This is a genomic window from Arthrobacter alpinus (assembly GCF_001445575.1).
Lineage (GTDB): Bacteria > Actinomycetota > Actinomycetes > Actinomycetales > Micrococcaceae > Specibacter > Specibacter alpinus_C.
In genome coordinates, this window is the sequence record NZ_CP013200.1 from 2,772,361 (window position 1) to 2,795,044 (window position 22,684).

The window sequence follows — 22,684 nt, forward strand, 5'->3', positions numbered from 1 at the left end:
CTCACCTTGGCGCTTACCCGGACACTAATAAGGAGAACATCATGACCACCATCAGCATCATCGGCTCAGGCAACATGGCCACCGCCATCGGCGCCCGGGCGTCTAAGCACGGCCACACCGTCGAGATCATGAGCCGCGACACCGTGAAGGCTCAGGCACTTGCCGAGCAGATCGGGAACGGAGCCACCGTCGGCACGTACGGCGCACGGCCGGCGGGTGACATCGTCATCCTGGCCGTCTTGTACGCCGGCGCGGTTGAAGCAGTCACGCGCTACGGCGATGCGTTGTCAGGCAAGATCCTCGTCGACATCACCAACCCGTTCAACGCCGAAGCAAGCGGGCTCGTGACTACCGAGGGCAACTCGGTCTCACAGCAGATCGCCGCCGCCGCACCCGAGGGGTTACGCGTCGTGAAGGCATTCAATACGATCTTCGGTGGCGTCATTGCTGAAGACGAGCCCCTAGACGCGTTCTTCGCCGGTGACAGCGCCGAGGCAAAAACACGTGTCGCTGCGTTTCTGGCGAGCTTGGGGATGCGACCCCTCGACGCGGGAGGGCTCGAGATGGCCCACGCCCTTGAATGGGCCGGCATCCTCCTAGTTGGCTTGGCCCGAAACGGCGCCGGCTTCGACCTCGCCTTGGGTGCCGAAGTTCTCTAAAGAACTAGAGGCAGAATCAGTGTCATGGGCCTCGGCATCAGCCTAACCCTAGCCGTTCCCTCTGCGGGAGCGTCGACGAGAAACCACCCTCTAGTGATGCAGCGTTGACCAAAAGCCGCCTTTAAGTGATGCAGCGTCGGTGAGGCGTTGAATCGGGGTCCTATCGCATTTCGGCCTCCCACCGCTCACGAGCTCGCGGCGGGTCCCTCGGCCGATATGCTTAGGCCATGACGACGACGTCGATTGCTTCCGCGGCCGCGCTCTCTGCCAAACTTGCCGAAACCGGGTACCTGGCCGATGAGGGGCTGGCTACCATTGCGTATTTGGCTATGACCATGGAACGGCCGCTACTGCTTGAGGGCGAACCGGGCACCGGCAAAACCGCCATGGCAGAGGCCCTCGCGCAGGCGTTCGGCCTGCCCCTGATCCGGCTGCAATGCTACGAAGGCATTGACGCCAGCCAGGCGCTCTACGACTGGGACTTCACGGCCCAGATCCTGCACCTGCGCAGCGTTGAGGCTGGTGGAAGTAGCCTAGCCACGGCGGAACTGGAGAAGTCGCTCTATGACGGGCGCTTTCTGCTGGCCCGGCCCATCCTGAAGGCCCTGCAGCAGAGCCCGGCGGTGCTGCTCATTGACGAGATTGACCGGGCGGACGATGAATTTGAGGCGTTCCTGCTCGAGGTGCTCTCCACTTACCAGGTCTCCATCCCGGAGTTTGGCACTGTCAAGGCAGCTACCTCGCCCATCGTGGTGCTGACCTCAAACCGAACCCGGGACCTCCACGATGCGCTCAAACGCCGCTGTCTCTACCACTGGATCGACCACCCGGGCCTGGCCCGCGAGGTGGAGATAGTTCGCACCCGGCTGCCCCACGTCCCGGAGCTGCTTGCCGAACAAGTGGTGCGGGCCGTCCAGCAGATTCGGGCCACGGATAACATCATGAAGCCGCCCGGAGTGGCCGAAACCCTTGATTGGGCCCGTGCCCTGCACCTGCTGGGCAGCGCGGAGCTGGACCTGGAATCGGCCGCCGCCAGCATCGGGGCACTGTGCAAATACCGCGAGGACACCGAACGCGTCACGGCCGCGCTGGCCAGGATGCTGGGGTAGAACCATGCCCGCGGCAGCCAAGAGTGCTGAGGAGATCCTGCTGGCTTTCGCCGCCGCCGTGCGAGCCGCCGGCGTCAAGGTCAGCACAGAACGCTCACGCAGTTTTGTCGATGCCGTGTCACAGCTGTCGATCGAGAATCGCAGCGATGTGTTTTGGGCTGGGCGGGCAACCCTCTGCGCGGCCCCCGAGGATCTGGACACTTACCAGCGGACTTTTGAACGCTGGTTCACTCCCGTCCAGGCCGTCGCCCAGGCAGAGAAGGGCGCAGCAGCTACAGTCCAAGCCGCCGCGCTCAACGAGGACCACGAAGCCCCGGACGGTTCCGAACGCAGCGAAGAGTCTCTGCGTGCCGTGGCCAGCCGGCGCGAACTGCTGCGCCACCGAGATGTGGCCACGCTTGATGCCGCCGAACGGGCACTGCTGCACCACCTCTTCGATGAGCTACCCGTCACGCTGCCCTCACGCCTTTCCCGCCGGAAACTGCCAGGGCGCACCGGGAGGATTGACAGTGTCCGCACCTTCCGCGAACAGCTGCGCCACGGCGGTGAGCCGGGGCCGCTGAAATACCGGCGCACACCACGGAAGCCACGCCGGATCGCTTGGCTCATTGATGTCTCCGGGTCCATGTCTCCCTATGCGGACAGCTTGCTGCGGCTGGCCCACCATGTGCTCCAAGCTGCCCCACATCAGGTGGAGGTGTTTACTCTGGGCACCCGCCTGACTCGGGTTACCGCCGCGCTCCGTGCGCCCGACGCCGATGATGCTCTGGCCTTGGCCGGGAGCACGGTCCCGGATTGGTCAGGTGGCACCCGGCTGGGCGAGGTGCTGCGCGCCTTCAACGAACGGTGGGGGCAGCGCGCGGTGGCCAGATCCGCCGTCGTCGTTATTGTCAGTGACGGATGGGAACGCGGTGACCCGGCACTGCTGGGCAGGCAGGTGGAGCGGCTGCATCAGGTGGCGCGGCGCGTCATCTGGGCCAATCCTCACCGGGACAAGCCCGGTTATGAACCCGTGCAGCAGGGAATCAGGGCCGTCCTGCCGCACGTTGATGACTTTGTCGGGGGCCATTCACTAAAGAGCTTCGAGGAGTTGTTGGCTGTGATGAGCAATGCGTGAGGTGTTGAAGGATTTAGTGGAGGCCGTGGCGGCCGGGCGCACCGTGGGGCTGGGGACGGTGGTGCGCACGTTTCGCTCGGCGCCGAGACCGGCCGGTGCCTCCATGATGGTCGACGCCGAGGGGCTGGCTGTGGGGTCCGTGTCCGGCGGGTGCGTGGAAGGTGCGCTGTACGAGCTCGCTTCCGAGGTGGCACTTAGTGGTCGCCCCGTCTTGCAGCGTTACGGCATCAGCGACGATGCTGCCTTTGAGGTAGGGCTGACGTGTGGCGGCATCATTGACGTGTTTGTCGAAGCCGTCTCTCAGGCCACGTTTCCGGAGTTGGCCCAGGTGGCTGCCGATCTCGACGCAGATAGGCCCGTGGCCGTGGTGACGGTCATTGAGCACCCGAACCCGGCGTGGCTGGGGCGCCACTTGGTGGTTCACCCCGACGGATTTGCCGGATCCTTGGGCAGCGACCGCGCCGACCAGGCCGTCAGCGATGACGTGATGGGCCTGCTGGCGGCCGGACGCAACACCACGCTCATGTACGGACCCGATGGGGAACGGCGCGGGGACGGCATGCGTGTCTTTGTGGCCAGCTTTGCCCCACAGCCACGCATGCTGGTGTTTGGCGCCATTGACTTCGCCGCGGCTGTGGCACGGCAGGGCAGCTTCCTGGGATACCGGGTCACGGTCTGTGATGCCCGTGCTGTGTTTGCCACGAGGGCCCGTTTCCCTGTGGCGGACGAGGTAGTGGTGGAGTGGCCGCACCGGTATTTACAGGCGCAAATTGACGCCGGCTTGGTGGATCCGCGTACCGTGATTTGTGTGCTGACCCACGATCCAAAATTCGATGTGCCGCTCTTGGAGGTGGCGCTGCGCCACGAGGTGGCCTATGTGGGGGCCATGGGCTCGCGTAAAACCCACGATGACCGCATGGAGCGGCTCCGCGAGGCGGGCCTTACCCAGCCGGAACTATCCCATCTCTCCAGCCCCATCGGGCTGGATTTGGGCTCGCGCACCCCGGAGGAGACGGCCGTGTCCATTGCGGCGGAGATTATTGCACTGCGGTGGGGCGGGCAGGGCCGGCGCCTGAGCGATCTGCTGCGCGATACGCTCAGCGACACTGCGAGTGATCAGCACGTGCGAATACACCATGTACCCCTCGCTGACGCCGCACATGAGGATGAAAGTGATGGTTCGCCCCTCTAATGCGGATTAGCCACCCGGGCCTCTAACTATCCTCCTGCCCGTGATGTAACGTGTTGCACATCATGGGCAGGAGACAGGCAATGGCGTCTGAACTCCAAGGAAACTAGAGGAGTTCTCAATGGCGAGTTCCATATCAATCACCGTGGAGGTTGACGGCGTCAGTTACACGGACGACGTCGAACCAAGACTTTTGCTGGTCCAGCACCTGCGTGAGCGGCTGGGCAAAACAGGCACCCTGATTGGCTGTGACACCACCAACTGCGGTGCCTGTACTGTGCATCTGGATGGTGTCAGCGTGAAATCCTGCACCATGTTTGCCGTGCAGGCTGATGGGCACCAGGTCACCACCATCGAAGGCATGGCGCAGAACGGCAAACTTGCCCCGTTGCAGGAGGCATTCCACCAGTGCCACGCACTGCAGTGCGGTTTCTGCACGCCGGGCATGATCATGCAGTCGGCGTCGCTTCTCAAAGAGAATCCCCACCCTACTGAGACCGAGATCCGTGAGGGGCTGGAGGGCAACCTCTGCCGGTGCACGGGCTACCAAACATTGTGGCTGCCGTGAAGTCTGTGGCGGACGGTGTCCAGTATGACGATTCCGGTGTCTCGGTCTCCCCATCCTTGCTCGAGGACAATTCCGAAACGGCAGGTGTGTCATGACCGCTACAACAGAAACCAGCGGTGCCGGACCGGGAAGTTCCGGACAGGGGCACTCCGAAGTTGGCACCGCCCGCCTCCGTAAGGAGGACGCGCACCTCATCACGGGGCGCTCGCGTTTCACAGACAATATGGTGCTGCCGGGTATGTTGCATCTGGCCATGGTGCGCAGCCCCTTTGCGCACGCAAAGATCACCTCCATTGATGTCTCGGCAGCACAGGCTTCGCCGGGGGTCATGGCCGTGCTGACCGGAGCCGATGTAGCGGCTGAGCAGGGTTCCCTGCCCAACGCCTGGCCCGTCACCCCGGATCAGAAGGCGCCCAGCCATCCGTCCATCGCCGTGGAGGAGGTAGCCTTCGCCGGAGAGATTGTGGCGGTGGTGATCGCCCGCAGTATGGCCGCCGCCCGGGACGCCGTCGAACTTGTGGATGTTGATTACGATGAGCTGCCGGTGGTTATGGACCTAGAGGAAGCCGCAACGGATGCGGTGCTGGCGCACACTTCACTGGAATCGAACAAATCGGCCACGTGGGTGTTTGATTCGGGCGAGGCCGGTACGGGCACCGCCATTGATGAGGCGTTAGCTGCCTCCGATGTGGTGGTAGAACGGACCCTGTACCAGCAGCGGCTCATTCCGGCGTTCATGGAACCGCGCTCAACGGTGGTGGATCCCACGGGTGAGCAGATCACCATGTGGAGTGCCACGCAGATCCCGCACATTCTCCGGCTCATGTTGGCGTTGACGCTGGGCATTCCCGAAAGCAAGGTGCGGGTCATTGCCCCGGATGTGGGCGGCGGATTTGGTGGAAAGTTGCAGGTCACCCCGGAAGAGGTGATCACGCTTTTGGCGGCCCGGCGCATGGGCAAGCCCTGCAAGTTCACCGAGACGCGCAGCGAGTCCCTGCAGGTGGGCCACCATGGGCGGGCGCAGGTGCAGCGGCTGAAGATCGGTGCCAGCAAGGACGGCATTGTCACGGGTCTGCATGTGGACCTGTTGGCGGATATGGGCGCCTATTTGGGCTTGATCACCTCCGGCATCCCGGTGCTGGGCGCGTTCATGTTCAACTCGATTTACAAGTTCCCTGCCTACCACTTTGAGTGCCACAACATTTTCACCAACAAGGCATGGACGGATGCGTACCGTGGAGCCGGGCGGCCCGAGGCCACGTTCGCCATTGAGCGGATGATGGATGAGCTGGCCGTTGAGTTGGGCATGGACCCGTTGGAGTTGCGGGAGAAGAACTGGATCAAGCACACCGAGTTCCCGTTCACCACGGTGGCAGGGCTCGAATACGACACCGGCAACTATGAAGCGGCCACCGAGAAGGCCTTGGGTTTGTTCGGATACCAGGAACTGCGCGCCGAGCAGAAGCGGCGGCGCGACGCCGGCGCGACCGTCCAGTTGGGCATTGGCATCTCCACCTTCACCGAGATGTGTGGACTGGCTCCGTCCCGGGTGCTCGGTGCACTGAACTATGCGGCCGGCGGCTGGGAACACGCCCAGGTGCGGGTGCTGCCCACCGGCAACGTGGAAGTCGTCACCGGATCTTCGGCCCACGGGCAGGGCCACGAAACAGCATGGAGCCAGCTTGTGGCTGACAGGCTGGGCGTGCCGTTTGAGAGCGTTGAGGTGCTGCACGGCGACACGCAGGTGTCCCAACGTGGCATGGACACTTACGGCTCCCGCTCATTGACGGTAGGTGGCATGGCCGTGCTGGCCGCCGCGGACAAGGTCATTGAGAAGGCCAAGACCATTGCAGCCCACATGATGGAGGCCAGCGAGCAGGATCTCGAGTTCGCTAACGGTTCCTTCACCGTCAGGGGCACGGAGACATCCACGTCCTTCGGTGAGATTGCCTTCGCCGCGTTCTCCGCCCACAACCTGCCCGATGGCATGGAGCCCAATCTGGACTCAGAGGCCACCTTCGATCCCAGCAACTTCTCCTACCCGCACGGCACTCACCTGGCGGCCATGGAGGTTGACATCGAAACAGGAGAGGTCAACGTGCTCAAGTATGTGTGCGTGGATGACATTGGAGTGGTGGTGAACCCCATGATCGTTGAGGGCCAGGTCCACGGAGGCCTGGCTCAGGGAATCGCACAGGCACTGTACGAGGAAGCCGTCTATGACGATGCCGGCACCTTGGTCTCAGGTTCGTTCGTTGACTACCTGGTCCCGAGCGCCCCTGATTTGCCGCACTACATCACGGCCAGGACAGAAACGCCGGCCACCAGCAACCAACTCGGCGCCAAGGGTGTGGGCGAGGCAGGAACCATCGCCTCCACCCCGGCCATCGTCAACGGGGTGCTGGACGCCATCCGGCACCTCGGCGTGAAAGACATCAAGATGCCGTGCACGCCAGCCCGTGTGTGGCATGCCCTGCAGGAAGCCAAGACCACCGGAGGTGTGCAATGATTCCCAGCGAATTTGATTACGCCGCGCCCACCACGGTTGCGGAGGCGCTTTCGCTCCTGGCCGCAGCAGAGTCTGCCGGTGAGGACGTCAAGGTGCTCGCCGGTGGCCAAAGCCTGATCCCCGTCATGAAGCTGCGCCTGGCCGATCCTTCCATGGTGGTGGACTTGGGGCGGATTCCTTCACTGTCCGGCATCACGGACGACGGCGGGACCCTCAGCATAGGGGCCATGACCCCGCACCACACGGTGGCAACAGATCCTCTGATTGCCTCCTTTGTGCCGTTGTTGGCTCAGGCCGCCGCCACAGTCGCTGATCCTCAGGTCAGGCACCGTGGGACCATTGGCGGTGCCCTGGTCCATGCGGATCCGGCCGGTGACATGCCTGCCCCGATCCTTGCTCTGGACGCTATGTTCAACCTAAGCGGCCCATCCGGTCAGCGTTCGGTGGCCGCGGCCGATTTCTTCCAGGGCTACTTCACCACGGCTGTGCAAGAAGGCGAGATTCTCACCAGCATTACGGTGCCCAAGTACACCGGGTGGGGCTCACACTATGAGAAGTTCACCCGGGTGGCCCAGCAATGGTCCATTGTTGCTGTGGCCGCCCTTGTTCAGGTGGAAGGTGGCATGATTGCCCAGGCCCGGTTGGGACTGACCAACATGGCCAGCACTCCCCTGCGAGCCTCAGCAACCGAGTCTGCGCTCGCAGGCTGTGCCGTGGAGGTGGGCGCCATTGCGGCAGCCTGTGCCAACGCCGCGGATGGAACGGAACCGGCCAGTGACCTGAACGGGGATGCCGCCTACCGGCGCCACCTCGTAACGGTGCTGGCCAAGCGTGCGGTGCTGGCCGCCGTCGGACTTTCAGAGGAAAGGGGCTAGGAGCGCCATGGAACTCAAACACCATTTCAGCGTCCCCTCATCCCTGGCAGATACGTGGCATGCCTTCAACCAACTTGAGGAAATTGCGCCGTGCTTTCCAGGGGCCACCCTGACGGGGTGGACGGGGACACCTTCACCGGCACGGTCAAGATCAAGTTGGGGCCCATCGCCATGCTCTACACGGGTACGGGGCGTTTCCTCTCGCGCGATGAGGCCACTCACACGGTTGTCATCGAGGCACAAGGGAAGGACAAACGCGGCAACGGCACGGCAGGTGCCACCGTCACGGCAGCGTTGGCTGCCAGCGGCGACGGCACCACTGTGGATGTTTCAACCGATATGAACGTCACGGGCAAGCCGGCGCAATTTGGCAGAGGCGTCATCCAGGACATCTCGGACAAGCTGCTGGAACAGTTTGTGCAGTGCGTGATCCGCAAGGCGGAAGGCTCGCCCGAGCCAGAAGAAGTACCTGCACCCGTAGCTGCCACTGCGGCTTCTGCGGCGCCTGCCACTGCGACTGCTCCACCAGATATCGGTACCCCGCCAGCGCCAGCGGCACGCCATGACGCGCCTCCCGTGCAGGCTATTCCGGCACCGGCAGCCCCGGAACTAGATCTAGGTTCGGCAGTGCTGCCGGTGCTGGCCAAGCGTTTTGGTCCGGCAGTTCTGGGTGTGCTCGCGGTCCTGGCCGTCATCGTCTGGTGCAGCAGGGGCCGCAAACGCTGACACCACGGCCCACCACCCGGGGCACGGGACGGCTGCGCTAGTGGTGGGGACCGGCGTCGTGCTTCTCCTTCGCGGGTTCGCGCCCGGGCAGGTTCCGCTGGTCTGGGAGGTCCGCCGCAGCTGGCGGAATGTGACTCATGGCCAATGGGACAGTGAAGCGGCGCCGGACCGCAGCATCGAAAAAGCGGCCACGGGCGGCACGTCCACGCAAGAGGCGCTCGCGGTCGCAGAGACCACTCTCGCCACAGATCTTTGGCCGGCAAAAATAGCTGCCGGATTCTCCGGCTCAGCCGACTTCCGCGCGGTTTACTAGGTAGTGCCGTACCGCGGGCTCATGCGTCATGAAAGCGGCGGCCGTAAACTCCGCTGAGGCTTCGGCCGTGCGACCTGCTCGAGCCAGCAGCTCGGCCCGGGCGGCATGGAACGGCTGGAAACGTTCGACGGCGGCACGCACCCCGGCGGGTTCACCGGCAGCTATGGCGCCCATCGCCGTGAGCCCCGCCTCCGGATTCTCTACCCGTCCGATCACGGAGGCCAGGGCCACCTGCGCACCCAGACTGGGTGCCACGGCCACAAGTGCCGCATAGAGGGTGCGCAACGCAGTCCAGTCCGTCAGCCCTGAACGGGCCCGGGCGCAATGGACGGCCTGGATGGCCGCCTCGAGCTGGAAGCGCCCCGGCACAGCGACGGCTACGGCCCGCCGCAAACACGCATCACCCTCTGCGATAAGGGCGGCATCCCACAGCGCGGTGTCCTGCTCCTCGAGCGGGCGAAATCTCCGGTCCCGCCCCGGTTCAGCTGGCTCAAGACGTCCCGGCACCCTTGCTAAGGAGAAGGCGATCAGCGCGGCCAGTCCCCATGCTTCCGCTTCGTTTTCCAGCAGCTGGGCAAGCGTCATCGCGAGGTAGTGGGCCTCACCCCGCAAGTCGTCTGCCGCAGCTACGCCGCGTGCATCACTGGCGTCTCCTACGCCACCGTTCTGCAAGAATTCGCCCACCCAGGCAATCGCGTAGCAGCCGTAGATGGCCTCAAGTACCGCGGACAGCCGGCCGGGCATGTCCTGACGGGATGGAACCACGAAGGGGATGCGGGCCTCTTTAATGCGTTTCTTGGCCCGGACCAGGCGCTGGGCCATGGCCGTCGCTGGGACATTGAACACGGCTCCGATGCGGGCTGCATCAAAACCTAGGACCGTTTGCAGCATGAGCGGCGTGCGCACGGCGGGGTCGATGGCCGGGTGGGTGCAGACAAAAAGCAGTTCCAGCCGTTTGTCAGCAATTGCATCCACATCCACTTCCACCACATCAGCGGCCATGGCATCACGCCCCAGCTCACCCGTTGTGTCCAACGGCGCAAACGCCCGGTTGTAGGCCGACTTCCAGGAATCCCGCTGCCGGTTGCGGGCAACCGTGAGCAGCCACGCCTCCGGATTTGCGGGCACGCCGTCGGACGGCCAGGAGATCAACGCCTGTTCAAACGCGGCGGACAGCGCATCCTCGGCCTGCGCGAGGTCGCCCGTCGAGGCTGCCAGCAACGCAAGCAAACGGCCATAGGAGGCCCGGGCCGTCCGCTCTGCGGCCGCCCGCGCTTCCTGTGCGCTCACGTATTCGGCCGCCAGGCGCCGTCGACCGTGAACAAGGCACCGGGACGCACTTCAACGGATCCCCACGCTATGGAGGGGGCCTGCCGGCCCCATTCGATGGCCGCATCGAGGTCCGGGACCTCGATCACAAAGGTGCCGCCCAGCTGCTCCTTGGTGTCAGCAAACGGACCGTCCTGGACGTGCAGCACGCCGTCGGCCAAGGTGAGCGTGGTGGTGTTGGACGACGGTTGGAGGATCTCGGCGCCGAGAAGCACACCGGCCTGGTGCAGTGTGGCCGCGTAGCTGGCGAAGGCGCGCTGCCCCTCCGCCATGGCTTCCTCGCTGAGTGACGCCGCGTCCATCTCCGGGTAGTGCAAAAGCAGTGAGTATCGCATGACTAATTCTCCTTCGTGATTGACCCGCCGTCCATGAACTGCGGCAGATGGCCCGCCAAGGTGCGTTCCCCGGCGCGTGCACAGTGATGACGATTGGCGGTGTGCCGGATCGACACCCGCAGTGAAATATGTGCAAGAGCGTTGCGGAAAAAGTCCCATTTGCTGCGGGAGCGTATCGGGTTTAACCCCATTTGCTGCGGGAGCGTATCGGGTTTGACCCCATTTGCTGCGGGAGCGTTGGGCGGGGGCTGCCATTACGCGATCAAGGGCGCTCAATCAGCAGTGAGGTCCCCTGCCCGACACCCACACACAGGGTGGCCAATCCCCGGTCCACATTCTCGCGTTCCATCCGGCCCAGCAGCGTCACCACCAGGCGTGAGCCGCTGGAACCGAGCGGATGGCCCAGGGCGATGGCGCCGCCGTCGTTGTTGGTAATGCCGTTGTCCAGCCCGAGTTCACGCATCACGGCAAGCGATTGGCTGGCAAAAGCTTCATTGAGCTCCACGGCTCCGATATCGGCCAAGTTCCACCCTGCCCGCGCCAGCACCTTCCGGGTGGCAGGCACCGGTCCGATCCCCATGGTCTCGGGGGCCACACCCACCGAGGCGCCGTCCACAATCCGACCCCGAGGTGTGAGCCCGTACTTCTTCACAGCGTCCGCGGAGGCCACAACAATGGCCGAGGCACCGTCGTTGAGTGTGCTGGCGTTCCCAGCAGTGACCACCCCGCCGGGTTTGACCACCGGCCGCAGTCCGGCCAGCACCTCCAAGGTGGTCCCGGGCCGGGGACCCTCATCCGTGTCCACCACGGTGCTGCCCTTCCTGCCCTTGACGGTGACGGGCACAATCTCGGGCCGGAGCCGCCCGGCAGCAATGGCGGCCAGGGCCCGCTCGTGGGACTGGACGGCAAAAGCGTCGGAGTCCTCACGGGAAATGCCGTAGACCTCTGCCACCTCTTCGGCGGTTTCCGGCATGGACAGGGTCATCTTGCCGCCCCGGGACAGGGCACCGGAGTCGAATTCGGGGTTGACGAAACGCCAGCCAATGGAGGTGTCGAAGCTTTCGCCGGGTTTGGCGAACGCCTGGGTGGGTTTAGCTTGGACCCACGGTGCGCGGCTCATCGACTCCACTCCTCCGGCCACCACAATGTCGGCCGCACCGGACTTGACCATTTGCGCGGCCAGGATCACCGCGCTCAGGCCGGAGGCGCACAGCCGGTTCACTGTCAGCCCCGGCACGTGGTCGCCGAAGCCGGCCAGCAGCCACGCCATCCTGGCCACGTTGCGGTTTTCCTCACCCGCCCCGTTGGCGTTGCCCAGAATCACTTCATCGACAGTGTCCGGGTCGATCCCGGCGCGCAGCACGGCCTCCCGGACTGCCAGGGCGGCGAGGTCGTCCGGGCGGACGCTGGACAGGGCCCCGCCGTAGCGGCCCACGGGGGTTCGTGCTCCGCCGATCAGAAATGCTTCAGTCATTTGTGACTCCTTTGTTGACGTTTGGCCTGCGTGTGAAGGAACCCTGGTCCAGGACCATACGGCTGGACACGAGCCCCTGGAAATGCACCGTGTCCCCGTCGTCCCAGATCCGAAAGGAAAGGTTGTCGCCGGGGAACACCGGGCTGGTGAACCGTGCGGTCATGGTGCCAAACTCGGTTGCGTCGCCGTGACAGACGGATTGAATCAACGCCCGAGCAGCAAAGCCGTAGGTACACAAACCATGCAGGATAGGCCGGTCAAAACCGGCTTTCCGTGCGGCGCGCGGGTCCGAATGCAGCGCGTTCCGATCCCCGCTGAGGCGGTATAGCAGGCCCTGAGTGGTGCTGGTGGGATGGTCTACGGCGTCATCCGGCTCCCGATCTGGCGCATGCCACCGGGTCGGTTCCGGCCGGGGCCCGCCAAAACCGCCCGCCCCGCGGACTAGGAACGTGGCCCGGTTGGTGGCCAGAAGCGCACCTTGCTCTGGGCTACCTGGCGTGGTGCTGCCAGGTATGGGACCGGCGGCCTTAGGGCCGCTCAGCTCGGGGCTCCCGGGCCAGCCGGCCGCGGGTTCCGCTGCCCGCAGCTCGGTGGTGATGGTGACGAGTGCATGTGCGCCGGTGTCGTGCACCGCGGTGACCACGGCCGACACATCGCCAGCACCGGCTACGGGCAGGGGTCTGTGCAGTGTCAGCTCGTGTCGAGCGTGCAGCACGGTGGACACCGGATACTCACCAAAGATGGACGGCCCGCCGCGGGTGGCTATTCCACCAGACACGCCGGGGCTGGACGTGCCGCCCTGATCCAGAAGCGCCACCGCAGGGAATCCCAACACTGTTGCAAAGCTAGGCAGTACCTGCTGCGGGACACCGGCGCTGTTCTCGGTGGTGTAGGCCAGCTCCCGGTCCCCGAGGCCGGCCCCCGCGCCGACACCGAGGGCGTACAGCATGGCGGAATCGCCGTTCCACGTGCGCTGGACGGTCCCAAGCGATGTGCCCACAAGGCTCACATCAATGCTCAAGTCACCCCTCCTACTGCATCGTGAGGCCGCCGCTGACGCTGACGGCCTGTCCGGTGACAAAGCCGGCATCCGCTCCGGCAAGGTAGATAACCGCACCGGAAATCTCGGCCACCGAGCCCAGCCTGCGCTTGGGCACGGCACGCACGACGGCGTTCATCACCTTTCCTGTGAGGCCCTCCGCCGCGGTCATCCCGGCCAACAGATCGGTATCAGTCGGTCCCGGGCAGACAACGTTGACGGTGATGTCCGCCGCGGCATTCTCCCGAGCTATTGACTTGGCAAAGGCGATCAGCCCGCCACGGGCTGCTGCCGAGGCAGCGTCCCCCACAGACCCGGTCTTCCCGCTGTCCGATCCCACCAGAACAATGCGGCCAAATCCTGCGGCCACCATGGCCGGCAGCGCCGCGCGGACCGCGTTCATGGGGCCGCCGAGTTCGGTGTTCAGGATCCCGGCTGCGGTGGCCGCCGTCGTCTCCTGAAACAACGCCAGCGGATGCCGGTGCCCGGCCGTCACGACCAGGGTGTCCACACCGCCCAACTCCCGGGTTGCCGTGGCCACCACGTGTTCAACCGCGGCATCATCCGTGGCGTCCAGTGCCGCATAGCCGGCGCAGGACCCCGCGGGCAAAGCAGCCGCCAGCTCAGCGGCCGTGGCGGCATTGCTGAAGTAGGTGAAGTAGACGCTGGCGCCCGCGGCGGCAAGGTCGCGGCACACCTGGGAGCCAATTCCTCCGCCGCCAATGACCAGTACTCCGCGTCCGCCGAAACTACCGTTCATGCTGGGCCCCTGTTCCTGTGGCGCGCTCATTTGAAGGCCGACATGCCGGTGATGTCCCGGCCGATCAGCAGCGACTGGATGGAGTCAGTGCCTTCGTAGGTGTGCACCACTTCCATGTCTGTCAGGTGTCTGGCCACATGGAAGTCAAGCAGCAGGCCATTGCCGCCCAGAATGTCCCGGGCCTCGGAGCAAATCCAGCGGGCTTTTTGGGCGCTGTGCATCTTCGCAATGGAGGCCATGGTGCCCGTCCACTGGCCCGACTCCTGCAGTTCGGCCATGCGGAAGCACATCAGCTGGATGGCCGTCAGCTCGGCCAGCATGTTGGCGAGCTTGTTCTGGACCAGCTGGTAGCTGGCAATCGGGCTGCCAAACTGCTCCCTGACCAGCGCATACGTCACGGCAGCCTCATAGGCAGCCGTGGCGTGGCCCAAACTCTCCCACGACGCGCCACCGCGGGTGGAGGCCAGCACGGCCGAGGCATCCCTGAATGACTGTGCGTTGGCGATGCGGTTTTCCGCCGGCACCCGGACATTCTCCAGCACAACGTCCGGCTGCAGCACCGCACGCTTGCCGATCTTGCCGGTGATGAGGTCCGCCCGGTAACCGGCCGGGTACGCGCCGTCGTGCTTCTCCACGACAAAGGCCTTGACTTTGCCATCGGCCTCATCCCGGGCCCACACCACCACGACGTCGGCAAAGCTGGCGTTACCGATCCAGCGCTTGCGCCCGTTGAGGACCCAGTAGTCACCCTCGCGGCGGGCCGAGGTCTCCAGCCCCACCGAATCCGAACCATGCCCGGGTTCGGTCAGGGCGAAAGCCCCGATGAGCTCAAGCGTGGCCATGCGAGGTAGCCAGCGCTGCTTTTGCTCCTCACTGCCGAGCATGTTGATGGTGCCCATGGTCAGGTTGGACTGGACACCAATGAACGTGTTCATGGAGCCGTCCCCGCGCGACATCTCCACCGTGGCCATGCCCGCGCCGAGCCGGCTCAGGCCAGGACAACCGTACCCGTCAATGGTGGAGCCGATGATGCCCAGCTCCGCCAGCGGCGGCACGAGTTCATGCGGGAACTCCGCACGCTCCCAGTAGTCGTTGATGACAGGAAGCAGTCTGGTGTTCACGAAGCCACGCACTCTGTCCTTGACAGCCTTTTCGGCCGGGCCGAGCTTGTCGAAGAGCAGGTAGTAGTCGGTGTCCCTGGCCTCGGTCAGTCCGCGGGCCAGGGCGGCCGTCAGTTCGTCATGCGTGCTCATTTTTGCACCCCGTCATAGCTGTACCAGCCCTTCCCGCTCTTGCGGCCGTAATCCCCGCGTTCCACCAGTGCTGTCAGTGCAGGATGCGGCAGGTCAGCCGGATCACCCGTCTCAGCAAAGGTGGCCTGGCGGATCTGGTGGCTGACATCCAGGCCCACCAGGTCCATGAGTTCAAAGGGCCCCATGGGGTGGCCCAGCGCCGTTTTAGCCGCTGTGTCGATATCCTGAAAACTGGCGATCCCGTCGGCGTACAGCCGCAGCGCCTCGTCGCGGATGGCACCCATGAGCCGGTTCGCCACAAAGCCCGGGATCTCTTTTTCAATGAGCACGGGCGCCTTCCCCATGCGTTTGGCCACCGCCAGAACTGTGTCAATGGTGTCTTGGGAGGTACTCTCGTGGCGGACCACTTCAACGCACTTCATGACAAGTGCCGGGTTGAAGAAGTGCATATTGCACACCTGACCCGGCCGGCCGGTGGCATCGGCAACCTTGGACGAGCCGAACGTGGAGGAATTCGTTGCCAGGATGGCGTGGGGCGGAGCAGCCGCATCGAGGGCCGTGAAGATGCCGCGCTTGATCTCCAGCTTCTCCGTTGCCGCCTCGATGGCGAGGTCGGTAGTGGCGGCGGCCTCGGCCAGGTCCTCGGAGAAAGCCAGCCTGCCCAGCGCCGCGTCGGCATCCTCCCGGCTCATCCGCCCCTTGGCAACGCTGGCGTCCATGCGGGAGCGTAACTGGGCCTCCGCTTGTTCCAGCATGGCGGAGGAGATGTCCTGTACCGTGACCTGATATCCGGCCAGCGCCGCAACCATGCCGATCTGCGAGCCCATGGCCCCGGCGCCGACCACCAGGATGTTGTTGACCACCACGTTAGTTCCCCTCGAATTTGGCGGGGCGCTTTTCCAAAAACGCTGCGGCACCTTCGGCCTTGTCGTTGCTGGTGTACAGCAGCGACTGCGCCAGGCGCTCCAGCAGCAGGCCGGTGCGTAGATCCGTCTCGCTGCCGTTGTTGATGACGAGTTTGCCCAGGCGGATGGCCAGCGGACCCTTGGCCAGGATGAGCCCGGCGGTGCGTTCGACGGCGGCCATCAGCTCCCCCGGTTCGGTCACCTCGGTGACCAGCCCGATCCGCAGCGCCTCTTCCGCCTCGAAGATGCGCCCCGTCAGGATAAGTTCGACGGCGCGTCCCTTGCCTACCAGCCGGGACAGCCGCTGCGTGCCGCCGGCCCCGGGCAGTACGCCCAGGTTCGTTTCAGGCAGTCCGAAGCGGGCGTTGGCGGAGGCGATGCGGATGTCGCAGGACATAGCCAGTTCGTTGCCGCCACCAAGGGCGAAGCCATTGACGGCCGCAATGGTGGGCTTTTCGTAGGACTCGATGGCGTCGTAGAGCGTGGCCATGGCGGCAGAAAGTCCGTCGAGCATGGTGTAGCCCGCCAGCTGGTTAATGTCGGCACCGGCCACAAAGGCTTTCTCCCCAGCGCCGGTGAAGACCACCACGCCCACGTCGGGGTTGCCGCGGAACGCCTCCAGCGCGGCGGCAATCTCTGCCAGCACCGTGCGGCTGAGGGCGTTGCGGGATTCGGGCCGGTTGATGGTGATGATGCCGAGCCCGTCGCGGATGTCGGTGAGGATCGTTTCGTAGTTCATGGCGCTCCTAGCGGAAGGCGGGGATGCCGGTGATATGGCTGCCCAGGATCAGGGTGTGGACCTCATCGGTGCCCTCATAGGTGCGCACCGATTCGAGGTTGTTGGCATGGCGCAGCGGCGAGTAGTCCAAGGTGATGCCGTTGCCGCCCAGGATGGCACGGGCGTCACGGCAGATTTGAATGGCCTCACGGCAATTGTTCAGTTTGCCCACGGAAATTTGCACCGGTTCCAGCGTGCCGGCATCCTTCATCCGACCGGTGTGGATGGCCAGCAAGGTGCCCTTTTGGATTTCCAGGAGCATGTTGACCAGCTTCTGCTGAGTGATTTGGTAGGCGGCCAGCGGCTTGTCGAACTGGAGCCGTTCCAATGAGTAGGCCAATGCGGCTTCGTAGCTGTCCCGGGCGGCTCCCATGGTTCCCCAAATGATGCCGTAGCGTGCCTCGTTGAGACAGGAGAACGGGCCGCGCAGCCCTTCCGCGCCTGGCAGCAGGGCATCGGCCGGCAGCCTGACGTCCTCGAAGGTGAGGTCGCACTGGATGGAGGCGCGCATCGACAGTTTCCCTTGGATGGGGGTGGCTGTGAAACCGGGGGTGTCCGTGGGCACCAGGAAGCCGCGGACGCCGTCGTCAGTCATGGCCCAAATAACAGCGATCTGGGCAATTGAGGCCAGCCCAATCCAGCGCTTGGCGCCGGTGAGCACCCAGCCGTCGCCGTCGCGGCGGGCGAAGGTGGCCATGGAGGACGGGTCGGAGCCGGCGGTGGGTTCGGTCAGGCCGAAGCAGCCGATGATCTCACCCTTCGCCATGCCGGGAAGGTACTGGTTTTTCTGTTCCTCGGAACCCCATTTGTGGATGGCGCTCATGGCCAGGGAGCCCTGCACGCTGACAAAGGTGCGCAGACCGGAATCTCCGGCCTCCAGTTCCATGGCGGCGATGCCGTACTCCACCGCGGAGCGGCCGGGGCAGCCGTACCCTTTCAGGTGCATGCCGAGCAGGCCCAGGGCACCCATTTCCTTCACGATTTCCACGGGGAACACGGCGTCCTCGTACCAGGCAGCAATGTTGGGCCGGATGCGCTCGTTCACGAACGTGCGCACGGTGTTGCGCAGCTCCAGCTCTTCGGCGCTGAGCAGGGCGTCAAGGTTGAGCACGTCCGAACGCTGGGCTGAATCGGCTTGGTTAGCGGCGGTTGTCATGGTGTGTCCTTCGTGGATTGGGTGGCGAGTTCGGAGGCGGTGAAGCGCTCGCGCAGCTGGAATTTTTGAATCTTGCCCGACGGCGTGCGTGGAAAGTCCGAGACTACTTCCAGCCGCTCGGGCCAATATGGCTTCGCCACGCCCTTCTCCTGCAGGAAGGCCTGCATAGCGGCAAAGCTGAATTCCGGTGAGCCTGCCCGGAGAGTCACGGCAGCACAGGCGATCTCCTGCAGGCGTGGGTGTGGAATGGCGACCACGGCGACGGCATCGATGTCGGGATGCTCGTACAGTACATTTTCGACATAGGCCACGGGGATGTTTTCGCCGCCGCGGATGATGACGTCCTTGGTGCGGCCGGCAATTTTCAAGTAGCCCTCGGCGTCGATGCTGCCCAGGTCCCCTGTGTCGAACCAGTCACCCTCAAACAGCTCCCGGGTCGCGTCAAGTTGTCCGAGGTAGCCCTGGAACAGGAACGGACCTTGGATCTGCAGGCGGCCCTCGGCATCTTCCGGCAGCACGGCCCCGTCCAGGTCGACGATGCGGATGCTCATGCCACCCAGTGCCCGCCCGTCGCTGGTGATAATTTTCTCGACCGGATCGCTGGGACTGCCCATGGTGACGAGTCCGCATTCGGTCTGGCCCCACCCGCCAAAGACGCTCATCTCCGGCAGTTCTTCCCGCGCTTGGCGGACCATGACGCGCGGTATGGGCGCACCCATACAGCAGAACCTTTTAAGTGAGGAAACATCCCGGGAAGCCAGATTCGGCGCCTCCAGTAGGTCATGCAGGAACGGTGTGGCTCCGGAGGTGTGCGCGATGCCGTGTTTTTCCACGAGTTCCACAAATGCTTCTGCGTTCCACACGTCCTGGAAGATGCCGGTGGCGCCAAGCTGGAGTGGCAGGGACACTCCGTACAGGTATCCCGTGAGGTGCGCGAACGTGGAGGCCATGTGGATGACGGACTGCTGGTCCATGCCCAGTTTGTCGGGCCACGGCACGCTGCCGGCAACGAGAGTGTTGTGGGTGTGCATGACACCCTTGGGCTGCCCGGTGGTTCCCGAGGTGAAAATCAGCAGCGAAAGGGCGTTGGGATCCGGCCGCAGTGCGGGCAGCTCCGCAGGGTCACGGCGTTCCTCCCAGGCCGTGGCCATGAACTCCTCCCAGCTGTGAAATCCTTCGGCGAGTTCCTCTCCGGCGTCCACAACCAGAACGTGTTCCAGGCTGGGCAGTTTTGGCCGGAGTCGCTCGATCATGGCGGGAAAGTCAAAGCCACGGAAACTGGACGGGATGACAAGGACCTTGGCCTGGGACCGCTCCATCATGAAGCCGATTTCTCGATCCCGGTACACGGGGATCAGCGGGTTGGTGATGGCCCCGATCCGCACGGCCGCATAGTGGACCACAAGCCATTCGATCCAGTTGGGGAGCTGGATCGAGACGACGTCCCCGGGTGATACACCCAGTTCCAGCAGGCCCAGGGCACACCTGTCCACCTGTTGCTTCAGCTCCGCGTAGCTGACGCTGCGGCGGGCGTCCACACTGGCTGTTTTCTCCGGCGTCGCGGCGGCGGCTTCGTCCAGAAAGTCCGTCAGCGTCTTGTTGCGCCAGTCACCGGACGCCATGAAGCGTTCCGTCTGCTCCGGCGTCAGGATGGTTTCAAAAGTCATGGTGCTAACCCTTCACACTCGTCATTGAGAGAAACGCTGAACCCTTAGTGGGATCAGCTCATGGTGAGGCCGCCGCTGACGGACAGCGTCTGGCCGGTGATGAAGGCTGCTTCATCGGAGGCGAAAAAGGCGACGGCGTTGGCCAGGTCGGCTGGCTGGGCCAACCGGCGCAGCGGGATGGCCCGTTCCAGTGCTTCCCGCAGTTTGGGGTTCTCGGCGCTGATGCCGGCAAAGAGCGGGGTGTCGGCGGGGCCGGGGCTCACACAGTTCACGGTGACCTTGTTACGTGCCATTTCGCGGGCTGCCGTCTTGGTGAAGGCGATGATGCCGCCCTTGGCCGCCGAGTAGACGGCTTCCCCGGAGGAGCCAACGCGTCCGGCGTCGGAGCCAATGTTAATGACTGCGCCGTGGCCCTGTTCGGCCATGACGGCCAGCACGGCCTGGCTGCAGTGCAGTGTTCCGTAGAGGTTGATGGCGATGACGCGGTCCCAGTCGGACACCTTGCTTTGCAGGAACGGTTCAACCTTGTCCCAGCCGGCATTGTTGACGAGGATGTCGATCCGGCCGTATTTTTCAGTCACCGCAGCAACCATGGCATCCACTGACTCGCGGCTGGTGACGTCGGCGACGAGCCCGATGGAATCGTTTCCCAGTGCCCCTGCCGTCTCGTTGGCGGCGGCTTCATTAATGTCGCCGACCACCACCGTTGCGCCTTCAGCAGCGAGTTTTTCGGCAATGCCGCGCCCGATGCCACTTCCGGCGCCGGTCACGATGGCAATCTTATTTTCAAGCTTTCCCATGATGTGCTTCCTTGCATTTGAGGGTTTTGAACAGTCGAAATGGAGCGCTTTAGCAGCGCTGTGTTTGGCGTTGAAGTTACGGCGCGAATTCCCGGCCGACGGACTGGCGGGAGATGATGAGTTTCATGATTTGGGCGGTGCCGTCGCCAATTTGCAGTCCCAGGACGTCCCGCATGCGTTGTTCGATGGGCAGGTCCTGCATGTAGCCGAACTGGCCGTGCAACAGCAGGCAGGAGTTAATGACGTCGTACGCCGTTTTGGGGGCCCACCATTTGCACATGGCGGCCTGGGAGGTGTGCGGCAGGCCCTCGTCCTTGAGCCACAGCGTCTGGTGGCACAGCAGACGGGCCGCGGTCAGGAGGGTTTCACTTTCGGCCAGGGGGAAGGCAACGCCCTGGAATTTGCTCAGTGGCTGGTCGAAGGCTTGGCGGGATGAGACATGCGCCCAAGTTTCCTCCACCGTGACGGCGGCCGCGCCAATGCACTGCAGGCCGATGAGGGCCCGGCTGAAGTCAAAGCCCTGCATCACCTGGGTGAATCCTGCACCTTCGTCACCAATCAGGTGATCCTCGGGAATCCAAGCGTCCGTAAAGTGCACGAAGCCACGGGTGACGGCGCGGGTTCCCATGTCATTGACTCCCTCAACTTCCAGTCCGTCCCCGGCCATGTCGACGAGGAAGGCGCTGATGCCCCGGCCCCGGCGTTGTTCCGGATCAGTCTTGGCGAAGACAACGGTGGCGCCACACTGCTTGGCGAAGGACATGGACTTGGTGCCGTTGAGGACCCAGCCGCCACGTTCGCGACGCGCCGTCAGTGAGGGGTTGCCGGCGTCGGAGCCCGCACCGGGTTCGGAGAGGCCGATGGCCACGATCTCCTCGCCGCTGGCGATCTTGGGAACCCAGCGGGCAGCGACGGCGGGTTTGGCGCTTTGGGCCAGGATTTGGCCCACCAGGGAGCCCACCACCTGCAGATAGGCCACGTTGAAGTCACCGCGGGCGATTTCCTCGGTGATCAGGCCGGACGTCAGCCGGCGTTCACCACGGCCACCCAGTTCCACGGGTAGCTCGGGGGCGATGAGCCCCCGCCCGCCAATTTCAAGGCGTAGTTCCGGGGCGATGGCCCGGTCGATTTCCCGCTGTTTGTATCCGGGAGCGATCATGGCAGCCACGGTGCGGGCCTCCTTGACGTATTTCTTCTGCGACGCCGTAAGCGTGAAATCCATGGTGCGCGCCTTTCTGGCGGAAGTCTTTAGAGGCTGATTTAGTGGCTGATCACGTGTTCGTTGAACGCAGGCTTGCGCTTTTCGGCGAAGGCTGCGGCGCCTTCCAGGCCTTCGGGTGAGGCTGTGAACAGGTCCAATGCGGACATGGCGAGGTTGCTCAGCCCGGCCATGTGGTCGGAGTCTGCGTTGAAGGACTGCTTCAGGAAGCGCAGTGCCGTGGGGCTCTTCTCGGCAATCTCGGCGGCCCAGGCCTTCGCCTCGCTCATGAGCTCGCTGGCCGGAACCACCGTGTTGACCAGGCCCCAGCGTTCGGCGGTGACGGCGTCGTACTGGCGGCACAGAAACCAAATCTCACGGGCCCGCTTCTCCCCCACCACTCGGGCGAGGTAGGCGGAGCCGAAACCGGCGTCGAAGGAACCCACGCGGGGTCCAGCCTGACCGAACTTGGCGGTGTCTGCGGCAATGGTGAGGTCGCACAGGACATGGAGGACGTGTCCGCCGCCGACGGCAATGCCGTTGACGGCTGCAATGACGGGCTTGGGGATGTCGCGGATGAGCTTGTGCAAGTTGCCGATTTCAAACATGCCGGATTCGGTGGGGCCGTAGTCGCCGGTTTCGGCACGCTGCTTGACGTCGCCGCCGGTGCAGAAGGCTTTCTCGCCGGCGCCGGTGAGGATGACGGCCTGCACCGAGCGGTCGGCCCAGGCGGCACGGAAGGCCTTGATGAGTTCCTCCACTGTCTTTCCACGGAAGGCGTTGTAGCGGTGCGGCCGGTTCATGGTGATGATGGCTGTGGGGCCTTCGACCTCGTAGATGATGTCTTCATAGTTGGTCATGTCAAAGCCTTTCGTGTGTCACGTCGATGTGTCAGGTGAAGTTTGAGTGGGTGACTCTTTTTGTG

Annotated in this window: 22 protein-coding genes; 9 read left to right on the forward strand and 13 right to left on the reverse strand. The window is 64.3% G+C overall.

Translation table 11 applies throughout. The annotated features are described in order from the left end of the window. Window positions 1-41: 41 nt before the first annotated feature. The 9 genes from AS189_RS12310 to AS189_RS12350 all read left to right on the forward strand — a co-directional run bounded on the left by AS189_RS12310 (window position 42) and on the right by AS189_RS12350 (window position 9,065). Window positions 42-659, forward strand: coding sequence for an NADPH-dependent F420 reductase (locus AS189_RS12310; RefSeq protein WP_062289345.1), 618 nt, complete (start codon window positions 42-44; stop codon window positions 657-659). Window positions 660-886: 227 nt separating this feature from the next. Beyond that, a complete protein-coding gene (locus AS189_RS12315; RefSeq protein WP_062289348.1) occupies window positions 887-1,768 on the forward strand; it encodes an AAA family ATPase in 882 nt (293 codons plus the stop codon). A gap of 4 nt (window positions 1,769-1,772) precedes the next feature. Further along, window positions 1,773-2,885, forward strand: a complete 1,113-nt coding sequence (locus tag AS189_RS12320; protein ID WP_062289351.1) for a vWA domain-containing protein — start codon at window positions 1,773-1,775, stop codon at window positions 2,883-2,885. Then, the gene (locus AS189_RS12325) at window positions 2,878-4,077 is read left to right on the forward strand and encodes an XdhC family protein (RefSeq protein ID WP_082634268.1); all 1,200 of its coding nucleotides are present in this window, start codon (window positions 2,878-2,880) and stop codon (window positions 4,075-4,077) included. The genes AS189_RS12320 and AS189_RS12325 overlap by 8 nt, the downstream gene beginning before the upstream one ends. A 118-nt stretch (window positions 4,078-4,195) precedes the next feature. Further along, entirely contained in the window at window positions 4,196-4,642 is a 447-nt protein-coding gene (locus AS189_RS12330; protein ID WP_062289354.1) for a (2Fe-2S)-binding protein, read from the forward strand. 91 nt (window positions 4,643-4,733) lie between these two features. Then, window positions 4,734-7,151 carry a xanthine dehydrogenase family protein molybdopterin-binding subunit gene (locus tag AS189_RS12335; protein WP_062289357.1) on the forward strand — a complete coding sequence of 806 codons (2,418 nt, stop codon included), beginning with the start codon at window positions 4,734-4,736 and terminating at the stop codon, window positions 7,149-7,151. Beyond that, complete coding sequence (locus AS189_RS12340) at window positions 7,148-8,026, forward strand: FAD binding domain-containing protein (protein WP_062289359.1); 879 nt, start codon at window positions 7,148-7,150, stop codon at window positions 8,024-8,026. Before AS189_RS12335 ends, AS189_RS12340 begins: the two co-directional genes overlap by 4 nt. Before the next feature lie 90 nt (window positions 8,027-8,116). Beyond that, entirely contained in the window at window positions 8,117-8,752 is a 636-nt protein-coding gene (locus AS189_RS12345; RefSeq protein WP_062289362.1) for an SRPBCC family protein, read from the forward strand. A gap of 58 nt (window positions 8,753-8,810) precedes the next feature. Beyond that, window positions 8,811-9,065: a hypothetical protein gene (locus tag AS189_RS12350; protein WP_129587264.1), complete on the forward strand. Its 255-nt coding sequence runs from the start codon at window positions 8,811-8,813 to the stop codon at window positions 9,063-9,065. Here AS189_RS12350 and AS189_RS12355 read toward each other — a convergent pair. From AS189_RS12355 to AS189_RS12415, 13 genes are all read right to left on the reverse strand, one after another. Beyond that, window positions 9,039-10,355: an RNA polymerase sigma factor gene (locus AS189_RS12355; protein WP_062289368.1), complete on the reverse strand. Its 1,317-nt coding sequence runs from the start codon at window positions 10,353-10,355 to the stop codon at window positions 9,039-9,041. The two genes, AS189_RS12350 and AS189_RS12355, sit on opposite strands and share 27 nt — an antisense overlap. Continuing rightward, complete coding sequence (locus tag AS189_RS12360) at window positions 10,352-10,729, reverse strand: YciI family protein (RefSeq protein WP_062289371.1); 378 nt, start codon at window positions 10,727-10,729, stop codon at window positions 10,352-10,354. The genes AS189_RS12355 and AS189_RS12360 overlap by 4 nt, the downstream gene beginning before the upstream one ends. A 262-nt stretch (window positions 10,730-10,991) precedes the next feature. Beyond that, a complete protein-coding gene (locus tag AS189_RS12365; RefSeq protein WP_062289375.1) occupies window positions 10,992-12,203 on the reverse strand; it encodes a thiolase family protein in 1,212 nt (403 codons plus the stop codon). Further along, window positions 12,196-13,224 carry a MaoC family dehydratase gene (locus AS189_RS12370; protein ID WP_062289377.1) on the reverse strand — a complete coding sequence of 343 codons (1,029 nt, stop codon included), beginning with the start codon at window positions 13,222-13,224 and terminating at the stop codon, window positions 12,196-12,198. The genes AS189_RS12365 and AS189_RS12370 overlap by 8 nt, the downstream gene beginning before the upstream one ends. Before the next feature lie 10 nt (window positions 13,225-13,234). Beyond that, complete coding sequence (locus AS189_RS12375) at window positions 13,235-14,002, reverse strand: SDR family NAD(P)-dependent oxidoreductase (RefSeq protein ID WP_062289381.1); 768 nt, start codon at window positions 14,000-14,002, stop codon at window positions 13,235-13,237. Window positions 14,003-14,028: 26 nt separating this feature from the next. Further along, complete coding sequence (locus AS189_RS12380) at window positions 14,029-15,255, reverse strand: acyl-CoA dehydrogenase family protein (RefSeq protein WP_062289384.1); 1,227 nt, start codon at window positions 15,253-15,255, stop codon at window positions 14,029-14,031. Beyond that, window positions 15,252-16,121: a 3-hydroxyacyl-CoA dehydrogenase family protein gene (locus tag AS189_RS12385; RefSeq protein WP_082634270.1), complete on the reverse strand. Its 870-nt coding sequence runs from the start codon at window positions 16,119-16,121 to the stop codon at window positions 15,252-15,254. The genes AS189_RS12380 and AS189_RS12385 overlap by 4 nt, the downstream gene beginning before the upstream one ends. 1 nt (window position 16,122) lies before the next feature. Beyond that, window positions 16,123-16,899, reverse strand: coding sequence for an enoyl-CoA hydratase/isomerase family protein (locus tag AS189_RS12390; RefSeq protein ID WP_062289386.1), 777 nt, complete (start codon window positions 16,897-16,899; stop codon window positions 16,123-16,125). 7 nt (window positions 16,900-16,906) lie between these two features. Beyond that, window positions 16,907-18,094, reverse strand: coding sequence for an acyl-CoA dehydrogenase family protein (locus AS189_RS12395; RefSeq protein ID WP_062289390.1), 1,188 nt, complete (start codon window positions 18,092-18,094; stop codon window positions 16,907-16,909). Next, window positions 18,091-19,761, reverse strand: coding sequence for an AMP-binding protein (locus AS189_RS12400; protein ID WP_062289393.1), 1,671 nt, complete (start codon window positions 19,759-19,761; stop codon window positions 18,091-18,093). Before AS189_RS12400 ends, AS189_RS12395 begins: the two co-directional genes overlap by 4 nt. A gap of 53 nt (window positions 19,762-19,814) precedes the next feature. Then, window positions 19,815-20,561, reverse strand: a complete 747-nt coding sequence (locus AS189_RS12405; protein WP_062289398.1) for an SDR family NAD(P)-dependent oxidoreductase — start codon at window positions 20,559-20,561, stop codon at window positions 19,815-19,817. Between the two features lie 76 nt (window positions 20,562-20,637). Continuing rightward, a complete protein-coding gene (locus tag AS189_RS12410) occupies window positions 20,638-21,783 on the reverse strand; it encodes an acyl-CoA dehydrogenase family protein (RefSeq protein WP_062289401.1) in 1,146 nt (381 codons plus the stop codon). 38 nt (window positions 21,784-21,821) lie between these two features. After that, window positions 21,822-22,619 carry an enoyl-CoA hydratase-related protein gene (locus AS189_RS12415; RefSeq protein WP_062289405.1) on the reverse strand — a complete coding sequence of 266 codons (798 nt, stop codon included), beginning with the start codon at window positions 22,617-22,619 and terminating at the stop codon, window positions 21,822-21,824. Window positions 22,620-22,684: the final 65 nt, after the last annotated feature.

What these genes read in the sequence shown, in the direction of transcription:
- AS189_RS12360 (WP_062289371.1), bottom strand. Translation starts at nt 10,729, where the DNA reads ATGCGATACTCACTGCTTTTGCACTACCCGGAGATGGACGCGGCGTCA.
- AS189_RS12330 (WP_062289354.1), top strand. Translation starts at nt 4,196, where the DNA reads ATGGCGAGTTCCATATCAATCACCGTGGAGGTTGACGGCGTCAGTTAC.
- AS189_RS12415 (WP_062289405.1), bottom strand. Translation starts at nt 22,619, where the DNA reads ATGACCAACTATGAAGACATCATCTACGAGGTCGAAGGCCCCACAGCC.
- AS189_RS12340 (WP_062289359.1), top strand. Translation starts at nt 7,148, where the DNA reads ATGATTCCCAGCGAATTTGATTACGCCGCGCCCACCACGGTTGCGGAG.
- AS189_RS12335 (WP_062289357.1), top strand. Translation starts at nt 4,734, where the DNA reads ATGACCGCTACAACAGAAACCAGCGGTGCCGGACCGGGAAGTTCCGGA.
- AS189_RS12310 (WP_062289345.1), top strand. Translation starts at nt 42, where the DNA reads ATGACCACCATCAGCATCATCGGCTCAGGCAACATGGCCACCGCCATC.
- AS189_RS12380 (WP_062289384.1), bottom strand. Translation starts at nt 15,255, where the DNA reads ATGAGCACGCATGACGAACTGACGGCCGCCCTGGCCCGCGGACTGACC.
- AS189_RS12405 (WP_062289398.1), bottom strand. Translation starts at nt 20,561, where the DNA reads ATGGGAAAGCTTGAAAATAAGATTGCCATCGTGACCGGCGCCGGAAGT.
- AS189_RS12315 (WP_062289348.1), top strand. Translation starts at nt 887, where the DNA reads ATGACGACGACGTCGATTGCTTCCGCGGCCGCGCTCTCTGCCAAACTT.
- AS189_RS12365 (WP_062289375.1), bottom strand. Translation starts at nt 12,203, where the DNA reads ATGACTGAAGCATTTCTGATCGGCGGAGCACGAACCCCCGTGGGCCGC.
- AS189_RS12320 (WP_062289351.1), top strand. Translation starts at nt 1,773, where the DNA reads ATGCCCGCGGCAGCCAAGAGTGCTGAGGAGATCCTGCTGGCTTTCGCC.
- AS189_RS12390 (WP_062289386.1), bottom strand. Translation starts at nt 16,899, where the DNA reads ATGAACTACGAAACGATCCTCACCGACATCCGCGACGGGCTCGGCATC.
- AS189_RS12325 (WP_082634268.1), top strand. Translation starts at nt 2,878, where the DNA reads ATGCGTGAGGTGTTGAAGGATTTAGTGGAGGCCGTGGCGGCCGGGCGC.
- AS189_RS12375 (WP_062289381.1), bottom strand. Translation starts at nt 14,002, where the DNA reads ATGAACGGTAGTTTCGGCGGACGCGGAGTACTGGTCATTGGCGGCGGA.
- AS189_RS12400 (WP_062289393.1), bottom strand. Translation starts at nt 19,761, where the DNA reads ATGACTTTTGAAACCATCCTGACGCCGGAGCAGACGGAACGCTTCATG.
- AS189_RS12395 (WP_062289390.1), bottom strand. Translation starts at nt 18,094, where the DNA reads ATGACAACCGCCGCTAACCAAGCCGATTCAGCCCAGCGTTCGGACGTG.
- AS189_RS12410 (WP_062289401.1), bottom strand. Translation starts at nt 21,783, where the DNA reads ATGGATTTCACGCTTACGGCGTCGCAGAAGAAATACGTCAAGGAGGCC.